At 76.1% G+C, this 7,880-nt stretch carries 10 protein-coding genes and 1 pseudogene; all 11 read right to left on the reverse strand.

The annotated features are described in order from the left end of the window. Window positions 1-859: pseudogene (locus tag ACFVVA_RS41845) on the reverse strand (hypothetical protein); the annotation flags it as partial. A 327-nt stretch (window positions 860-1,186) separates the two neighbouring features. After that, complete coding sequence (locus ACFVVA_RS41850; protein ID WP_387695959.1) at window positions 1,187-3,586, reverse strand: hypothetical protein; 2,400 nt, start codon at window positions 3,584-3,586, stop codon at window positions 1,187-1,189. A 122-nt stretch (window positions 3,587-3,708) separates the two neighbouring features. After that, the gene (locus tag ACFVVA_RS41855) at window positions 3,709-4,233 is read right to left on the reverse strand and encodes a hypothetical protein (protein ID WP_387695960.1); all 525 of its coding nucleotides are present in this window, start codon (window positions 4,231-4,233) and stop codon (window positions 3,709-3,711) included. Between the two features lie 59 nt (window positions 4,234-4,292). Beyond that, a complete protein-coding gene (locus ACFVVA_RS41860; RefSeq protein ID WP_387695961.1) occupies window positions 4,293-4,619 on the reverse strand; it encodes a hypothetical protein in 327 nt (108 codons plus the stop codon). Between the two features lie 5 nt (window positions 4,620-4,624). Next, entirely contained in the window at window positions 4,625-5,044 is a 420-nt protein-coding gene (locus ACFVVA_RS41865; RefSeq protein ID WP_387695962.1) for a hypothetical protein, read from the reverse strand. Between the two features lie 16 nt (window positions 5,045-5,060). Further along, window positions 5,061-5,549, reverse strand: a complete 489-nt coding sequence (locus ACFVVA_RS41870) for a hypothetical protein (RefSeq protein WP_387695963.1) — start codon at window positions 5,547-5,549, stop codon at window positions 5,061-5,063. Further along, window positions 5,546-6,184 carry a hypothetical protein gene (locus ACFVVA_RS41875; RefSeq protein ID WP_387695964.1) on the reverse strand — a complete coding sequence of 213 codons (639 nt, stop codon included), beginning with the start codon at window positions 6,182-6,184 and terminating at the stop codon, window positions 5,546-5,548. Before ACFVVA_RS41875 ends, ACFVVA_RS41870 begins: the two co-directional genes overlap by 4 nt. After that, entirely contained in the window at window positions 6,177-6,299 is a 123-nt protein-coding gene (locus ACFVVA_RS41880; protein WP_387695966.1) for a hypothetical protein, read from the reverse strand. Before ACFVVA_RS41880 ends, ACFVVA_RS41875 begins: the two co-directional genes overlap by 8 nt. A gap of 179 nt (window positions 6,300-6,478) precedes the next feature. Next, window positions 6,479-6,715, reverse strand: a complete 237-nt coding sequence (locus tag ACFVVA_RS41885; RefSeq protein WP_387695967.1) for a hypothetical protein — start codon at window positions 6,713-6,715, stop codon at window positions 6,479-6,481. A 69-nt stretch (window positions 6,716-6,784) separates the two neighbouring features. Beyond that, window positions 6,785-7,048, reverse strand: a complete 264-nt coding sequence (locus tag ACFVVA_RS41890; RefSeq protein WP_387695970.1) for a hypothetical protein — start codon at window positions 7,046-7,048, stop codon at window positions 6,785-6,787. Between the two features lie 166 nt (window positions 7,049-7,214). Next, a complete protein-coding gene (locus ACFVVA_RS41895) occupies window positions 7,215-7,739 on the reverse strand; it encodes a hypothetical protein (RefSeq protein WP_387695971.1) in 525 nt (174 codons plus the stop codon). Between the last annotated feature and the right edge of the window lie 141 nt (window positions 7,740-7,880).

A 7,880-nucleotide genomic window follows, 5' to 3' on the forward strand; every position in this document is an offset into this window, starting at 1 on the left:
TGCGGTCGGCCGCCGTGGCGGCGTCGCACTGCACCGTGGCGGCCCGTTCCCGGGCGCCGGTCAGCTCCTGCTCGCCCTCGGCCCGGTCGGCGGCGGCCCGGGCCCGGGCGGCCTCCAGCTCCTCGCGGGCCAGCGCCGCCTGGTCCCGGGCGTCGGCGAGGTCGGCGGCGGCCCGGCCGCGCGTGCGCTCGGCCTCCCGGCCGGCCTCGGCGAGCACCTTCGCGGCCTGTTCCTCGGCCGCCCCGGTGATCCCGGCCGCCACGGCCTGGGCCCGCTCCTCGGCGTCGGCGACGATCCGCTCGGCGTCCTGCCGGGCCTGGGCACGGACGGCGGCGGCGCGCTGCTCGGCGTCCGCCAGCAGCGCCGAGGCCCGCTCGGTGGCCTGCTCCAGCAGCCGGTCGGCCGCCGCGTGGGCATCGGCGTCGGCCTCTTCACGCCGCTCGCGGGCGTGCTGGACGGCCTCCTCGCGGATCAGGTCGGCCTGGTCGTTGGCCATGTCCAGGATCCGCCGGACCGCCCGCTCGGCACGCTGCGTGACCGTCTCGGCCTCGGCGGCGGCGTCCGCGCGCAGCTGCTCGGCCTCGGCCGTCCACTGCTCGGCGGTCGCCAGGTGGCGGTCGGCGGTGACGGCGGCCCGGGCGAGGACGGCGAGGGCCTGGTCCTCGGCGAGGGCCAGGACGTCGGCGGCGCGGTCGGCGGCGTCGGCCAGGACCGGGTCGGCGGCCGGGCGCGCCGCGAGGGCCGAGGGCACCTCCACGGAGGCCTCCGCGGGGATGCCGGGGCTGGCCGCGGGCTTCTGCGCGCGGGGCTTCGGGGTGGTGCCGCGGGGGCGGCGGGTGGTGGTGCGGGCCGGGGTCATGGCCGGGGACTCCTGTCTGTCCTGGTGACGTTGCGTGGTGGTTCCGGGTGGCCCGGAGCGGCAGCGCGGCGACCCTGGTGCGGGGCGGCGGCGCGGCTCGTGGCCGGGGCGCGGGCGGGACGGCGGTGGGGTTGTAGAGCGGCGCCGGGCCGGGGGTCTCCGCGGCCCCGGGAGCCGGTTTCGGGCCCGGAAGGGTGGGGCGGCTCTACGGGCTCTACAGCTCTACACGGCAGGTCAGATGGCTTGCAGGGCCTCTACAGGTGCTCTACGGGCCCGCTACGTGATCTTGTGTGTAGCGGGCCCGTAGAGGGGTTGTAGAGCGTCCGGCTACGCCTCGTCGTCCTCGTCCTGGTCGTCTTCGTCGTCTTCGTCGTCGGCGTTGAGGGCGTTCTGGAGGTCGTCGAGGTAGTAGCCCATGCGGTTCTTGACGCCATCACTTTCCGTCATGGCCCGGGCCTGGCGGGACTCGACGCCGTACGGGGCGAGCAGGTCCTCCAGGTCCTCCGCGGTGAAGGTGCCGTAGACGTCGGGGCGGGCCTGGGCGAGGCGCTCCAGGAGCGGGACGGTGTGGATGGTGCGCTCCCCTTTCATCGCGTCGAGGACGTCCAGGATCGACGGCGCGGCGGCGACGGTGGGGCCGGTGCCGGGCGCGGTCGGGGCCGGGGTGGGCCTGCTCGCACCGAGCGAGACCAGGAGCGCGGGCCAGTCCAGGCCGGCCGCCGCCGCGCTGGCGGTGAGGTCCGGCAGGCCCGCCTGTGCCCGCTGGTTGCCTCGGCGGGTGGCGTCACTGTCAGTGAGGTGCCGGAACTTCCATCGCATCGGGCGGTTGCGCTGGCCGGGCAGGCCCTGGATGTAGACGGTGCCGGCGTCGGCCGGGTCGGTGTGGGTGCCGGGCTGGAGCCGGTCGGCCCGGTAGCCCTCGCGCAGCGCGCCCTGGCCGAACAGGCCGGTGACGTCGGCGCCCCGGCAGCAGCCGGCCATCTTGAGCGACATCTTCGGCGCGATGGCGGAGCCGAGGTCCTGCACGGTGCCGAACTGGGAGGCTCCGATGATCCACACGGCTTCCTTGCGGCCGATGCGCAGCAGCCGCAGGAGCTTCGCCTTGGCCTGGGCGGGCAGGTCGTGCCACTCGTCGACGAACACTATGACGGCGGGGTGTTCGGGGCTGGGCCGCCAGACCTTGCCGTAGCCGAGGGTCTTGCGCAGCCGGGTGCGGCCCTCGCACAGCTTGTCGAGCCAGTCGAGGGTCTTGAGGACGTGCTTGTCGTCGCTGACGGCGAGCTGGATGGCGTCGCCGAGGGCTTCGACGCCCTCGCCGCGGGGGTCGACGGAGATCACGACGGCGTCGTGGCAGGAGGTGGCCCAGTCGGCGAGGGCCAGCATGATGCTGCTCTTGCCTCCGCCGGAGTCGGCGACCAGGAAACCCATCACCCCGGCGAGCGGGAAGGCGAGCTCGGTGCCGTCCAGGCCCTGTCCGAAGGCTCCGGCGTCCATGATCGAGTTGGCGAGCGCCGGGTTCTCGGGGATCGGTCCCATGTCGGTGAAGCCGGGCCGGGTCTGCGCGCGGACGGTGGCGGTGTCGCTGGCGTCCGGCCAGCACTCGACGGCCAGGCCGCCGCGGGGCAGCTTGAGCAGCGTGCGGATCGCGGCCGCGTTGCGGTCGGTGTCGATGTCGGCCGGGTCGCCCGAGGCGACGGTGACCGTCATCGACCAGCCGACCGGGGTGCGCACCGTGTCGGTGATCTCGGCCAGGTCGATGTTCTGGGCGAGGATCGCCCGGCGCACGCACTCGGCGGCGATGGCCGGGTCGGTGACGCCGTGGATCGGGAACGGGGCGCCGGTGTCCCCGGGGAACAGAAGGGTGTCCTCGTCGGCCGGGCTGGCCGCCGCCCGCGCCTGCTCCTTCTTCTCCTCCCGCGCCTTGTCCTTGTCCTTCTTGTCCTTGGTGGGCTTGCCGTTCTCGGTCTCGTACGCGAGCGCGGGGACGTCGGGGAGGGCCCGGCGCCAGCCGGGGAGGCGGCCCTTCGCCCAGCCGGTGAGGAGGATGCCGGTGGTGGTGAGCGCCGGGAGGAGCAGGCTGCCGACGGCCAGCTCGAATCCGCCGACGGCCAGGGCGAGGGCGGCGAGGCCGGCACGGCGCTTGTTGGCGGTGCGGCGGCGGTGGCGCTCCAGTTCGTCGTCGCTGGGGTCGATGTGGCCGGTGTAGGGCTGCTGGTGGATCTCGCGGACCCGCTGGCGCCAGGCCGCGGCCTCCTCCCGCAGCACGGCGGCGGCGGTGGCGGCCTGCTTGTGGTCGGCGGCGGTGGCGTCGTCACCCTGCCCGCCGACTGCGGCGCGGCGGGCCTGCTTCTCCAACTCGGCGGCCTTCTCCTCCAAGGCCTCGATCTCGGAGCTGCGCTTGACCTGCCAGGTGGAGTAGCGGCGGTTGAGCAGGGCGGCGCGCAGGTGGGCGGGCGTCTCCTGGGAGGCGGCCGCCCAAGCGCCGGTCTCGTCCTTGAGGACGGTCAAGCCCTCACGGAACGCGGCGTACTCGCGCCGGGCCTGCGCGGTGACGGCCGCGCCGATGGTCTTGGTGAGGCGGGCGGCCCGGCCGGAGCCGGCCTTCTCGGCGGTCGGGCTGTCGGTGCCCGCGCCGGTGCAGGTGTCCGGGCCCGGGTCGTCGGGGCCGAGGAACTCGCCCTCGTCGGCGAGGTCGATGATGACGCGTTCGGGCGGATAGGTCGTCATGGTGCGTCTCCAGGGCGCTCTGCTGGGCGGGTTCGGTCCGGGCGGTTGCGGCCGCCCGCGCGCCGCGGCCGCGCTTGGGGGCGCGGTGCGGGGCGTGGGCGACCGGTGGCGTCCGGGCCGGGTCAGGCGATGGTGCCGACGAGGGCGGCGCCGGCCGAGTTGACCAGCGGGATGACGGTGGCCATGACCAGGCCGCCGAGGGTGGCGGACAGGCCGAGGAGGATCCCGCTGATGATGCCGAGGCGCATCTTCGGCTTGGCCTTCTTCGGGATGGCCTTCCAGGCGCCCAGGACCGCGACGGTGAGCAGCAGCAGGACGAGGTTGCCCATGCCCGTGAGCTCCAGGTGGCTGGAGCGGGCGTTGAGGGTGGTGTGGCCGCCGGTGCCGCCCCACATCGTCAGACTCCCGGCGGCGTTGCCGAACCAGGTGACGGCGCCCGTGCTGAAGCCGATCAGCCCCGAGGTGGTGGCGGTGGCGATGCCGCCGTAGAGCATGCCGGCGGCCAGGGGCAACAGGTCGAGTGCGCCCTTCGTGGCGGCGGCGCTGCCCTTGATGCTGCCGATGGTGAACCGGCTGACGTGCCACAGCGGCAGCGCCATGCCGACGAAAAGACCGCCAATGGTCAACGTGGTGGCGGGGACGAACACGGTGGTGACCTCCGGAGAAGAGAGACGAGGAGAAGGACGGCCGTTGCGGGCCGAGAGGGTCAGGTCTGGTCGGTGTGCTCGGGGTTGTCGCGCTCCCGGCGCCGGATCCGGGCGGCCAGGGCGGCGACGGCCGCCGCGGCGGCGCCACAGACGGCGGGGTCGATCCACCAGAGGTGGTCGATCAGGACGACCCAGGCGGCGTGCCGCAGGACCGGCGTGCACCGCACGACGCCGGCCGCCGCACCGAGGCCCGCGCCCCACAGGACCGGGCGCAGCCGGCCGAGGCGGGTGGTCTTCCAGGCGGGGCACGGGGCGAAGTGGTAGAGGAGGGCGCCGTACGCGGCGCCGAGGGCGACGGCCAGGGGCAGGCGGTCGAGGTGGTCCATGCCGCTCACACCCCGCTCAGGGCCGTGATCAGGCTGGTGGCCAGGTAGGAGGCGGTGAGCAGGCCGGTGCCGGCGACCATCCAGGCGTGCGGGGTGACGAGCCGGTGGTACACGGCCCGGCGGGCCGGGCTGGGCTGGGCCGGCATCCGCCAGGAGCCGGCACAGACGGCCAGCACGTACGCGGCGGCGACAGTGGTGGGCCCGGACGGCAGGGGCACGTCGTCGGCCAGGTACGGGGACCAGATGGCGGCGACGCCGGCGACCGTGCCGAGCCCGGGGGCGTTGCTCAGCAGGCGGGCGCCGCGGTCGGCGGGGCGCGGGCGCCGGGTGAGGATCCGGACCGTGTTGGTCAGGTAGGGGGCGGCGAGGCCCGCGAGAAGCAGGCCGGCCGGTACGGGGACGGGGGACAGCAGGTGCAGGTCCACTGTGGTCTCCTGACGGTCAGTGGAAGGCGGCGAGGATCTGGTCGCCCAGCGAGTTGACGGCGGGGACGAGGGTGATGGCGGCCAGGCCGGAGATGCCGCCGGCGAGGCCGAGCGCGGAGCCGGAGACGATCCCGGCGGTGAGCTGGCGGCGCAGCTGGTGGTCGCAGCAGCGCCAGGCGAGAGCGACGGTGGCCAGGAGCAGGGTGGTGGCGACGCCGCCGCCGATACTCAGTCCGGCCGGGGCGGCCTGGGGGAGGAGCTGGGCGGAGCCGGTGCCGGCGAGGCGGTTGCCGAGCGGGTTGGTGGCCTCGGTGACCAGGCGGTGCGCGGCCCAGCCGAGCAGGCCGCCGGAGCACAGGGCGCTGAGGAGGCCGGTCAGCAGGCCGCCGGCCAGGGCGGCGGCGCCGGGCATCTCGCAGCCGCGGCGCCACCAGCGGGCGACGGTGAAGACCAGGACGGCGACGGCCAGGGCCAGGCCGCCGAGGGAGAGCTGGGCCGGGCTCACCAGGCGGCCTGTGTCATGAGGTAGCTGATCAGCTGCTGCCCGGCCGGGGTGATGATTGTCGAGGCGGCCATGGTGAAGGTGAAGACCCGCGCCAGCCAGCACAGGCCTCGGTAGCGGTGCCAGCACCACTCCAGGACACCGGCGACGGCCAGGCCGCACACGGGCAGGCCGATCGGGTCGGAGAACCAGTGGAAGGCCTCGTTCACCGGCCCGCGGGCGAGGACCACTCCGGTCGCGGCCGCCAAGCTGTTGGCGACCGGGTGGATCCGCCGGACGTCGAACCGCGGCGCGGCGGGGGCGGCCGGTGCCGGGGCGGCCGGGTAGTAGTGGTGGTGGACCTCGACCGGCGGCGCGTACACCGGGGCCGGGGCCGTCGCCACCCCGCCGCCGCGCCTGCCGCCGGGCTTGCGCCAGGGTTCCCACGGCTCTGGTGCTCCCCCGGCCGGCCCACCGAAGCCCGGCGGCGGGCCCGACGGCGGCGGAGGCGGAGCGCCGCCGCCGCGCCTGGGCGGCGGCAGGAACGCGTCCGGCATGCCCACCGTCGGCGGCTCGGAGGGCGGCGGGGGCGGCGGGGTGGCGCCGTCGCGCTCGCCAGCGAGGACGACGCGGGTCGGCTCGATCGGCTGATCAGCCATCGGTTTCCTCCTTCTCGGTCTGCGGGGCTGAGTGGTTCTGGTGGGCCTCGGCGATGAGCACCAGCAGGCTCGTGATCGCGGAGACGACGAAGAAGCTGAAGAAGAACTGGTCCATGGCGACCTCCGTGTGGGGTCTGGGGCGGTGGTGCCGGCTGCGCCGGGGCCCGGTCGTGCTGGCCAAGGCGCGGCGGAGTGGGCGCGAGGCCCGGGCGGGGTGCGCCAGGCTGCGCCGGGCGCCGTCGAACGCCCCCGCGCCCGGGGTTGCGGGAGCGGGAGCGAACGGCGGGGCCCGGATCAGTGGCCGAGCTCGGCGGGGTCGGCGCCGTCGCGGATCGCGGTGGCCTGGGCGCGCAGGTCGGCGGCCCGGCCGCTGAGGGTCCGGGCGCAGGCCGCGGCCTGCTCGCGCCCGGCCGGCTCGGCGGCGGGGTCGGCGGCGACGGCGCGGCCGCTGGCGGCGGCGGCCGAGTCGTTGACGGCGGCCAGGTCGAGGTTCGCGGCGAGCTCGGCTCGGGCGGCGCGGGTCCAGGGCATGGCGGTGTCCTCTCGGGTTCGGGTGGTGGCCGGTGCGGCCGGGCGGTACCGGGGGTCCGGGGTGGCGGGTCAGCGGCGGCGGTGGAGCCAGCGGAGGCGGTCGGCGTTGCCGTCGTCGGCGGCGAGGACCTTGCCGACGTAGTCGCTGATCTCCTCGCCTCGGGCGTCGCGGCCCCGGGTAGTCAGCGCGGCGGCGACGGTCCCGGTGCGGAAGGCCTCGGCGGCCTCCTGGTCGCCGCCGGCGATGGTGGCTTTGATGTCGCGGGTGAACCCGCGGTGGCCCGCGATCTCGGTCACGGTGTCGGCGGCGGTCTTGCGCAGGCGCTCGAACATGGGTGTCCTCCTGGTGGTGGAGGGGACCTGGGTGGTCCCGGGGCTCCCCTCACCGGTGCGGGCGCCGATCGGGCGGCCGAACCGGTCAGGGCAGCTCCGGGGCGGGAGCCGGCGGAGGCGAGGGCCCGGGCGAGGCGACGGGGTGGAGCTGGTGGAGGCCGGCGGTCTAGTCGGCGAGCCGGCCGGTGCCGTAGCGGCGGGTGCCGTCGGCGCAGCGCACGATGTGGCGGGGGCCGCCCTCGAACGGCGACCAACGCGTGACCTGGGCGTGCTCGTCGGGCAGGCGCTCGGGTTCGGCGGCCGCTGCGGCGACGAACCGGCCGGGCGCCGGCAGGTCCGGCAGGACGGTGGTGCGTTCCAGCACGGTGTCCGTCGCGGCGGCGGCCTCGGCCGCGAGTTCGGCGGCGGCGTCGACCAGGCCCAGGCTGTACGGCCGGTCCTCGTTGTCGGAGGTGGCGGCCTGGGCGAGCAGCGCGTCGGCGCCGGCCGACAGCAGGGTGTCCCAGTCCGAGTCCGAGAGGACGCCGTCCCAGCGGACCAGGGTGGTGCCGGTCAGGCGGGCCAGGCGGCGGGCGGCCGCCCGGCGGACGCGCTCGGGGCCCTGGGCTTCGGCGACCCAGGCCCAGGACGACACGGTGGTGGTGCGGGCGATGTGCTCGGCCTGGCGGCGGCCGGTCAGCGTGCGGGACATGCGGGTGCCTCCTGGATCGGTGGGGCGGGGGGGACGGGGTTGGTGGTGGGCCCTGGCGGGCCCGCCGCACCACTCCCGGCGCCGTTCCGGCATGGGCATGCCAGGACGGTTCCGAGAGGCAGGCGGCGGGATGCCGTGCTG

This window comes from Kitasatospora sp. NPDC058048, assembly GCF_042885555.1.
GTDB classification, from domain to species: Bacteria; Actinomycetota; Actinomycetes; order Streptomycetales; family Streptomycetaceae; genus Kitasatospora; species Kitasatospora lactacystinica.

Bases quoted from the DNA above. Each gene is read 5' to 3' on its own strand.
- ACFVVA_RS41850 (WP_387695959.1), bottom strand. From the start codon at position 3,586: ATGACGACCTATCCGCCCGAACGCGTCATCATCGACCTCGCCGACGAG.
- ACFVVA_RS41860 (WP_387695961.1), bottom strand. From the start codon at position 4,619: ATGGACCACCTCGACCGCCTGCCCCTGGCCGTCGCCCTCGGCGCCGCG.
- ACFVVA_RS41875 (WP_387695964.1), bottom strand. From the start codon at position 6,184: ATGGCTGATCAGCCGATCGAGCCGACCCGCGTCGTCCTCGCTGGCGAG.
- ACFVVA_RS41880 (WP_387695966.1), bottom strand. From the start codon at position 6,299: ATGGACCAGTTCTTCTTCAGCTTCTTCGTCGTCTCCGCGATCACGAGC.
- ACFVVA_RS41885 (WP_387695967.1), bottom strand. From the start codon at position 6,715: ATGCCCTGGACCCGCGCCGCCCGAGCCGAGCTCGCCGCGAACCTCGAC.
- ACFVVA_RS41890 (WP_387695970.1), bottom strand. From the start codon at position 7,048: ATGTTCGAGCGCCTGCGCAAGACCGCCGCCGACACCGTGACCGAGATC.
- ACFVVA_RS41895 (WP_387695971.1), bottom strand. From the start codon at position 7,739: ATGTCCCGCACGCTGACCGGCCGCCGCCAGGCCGAGCACATCGCCCGC.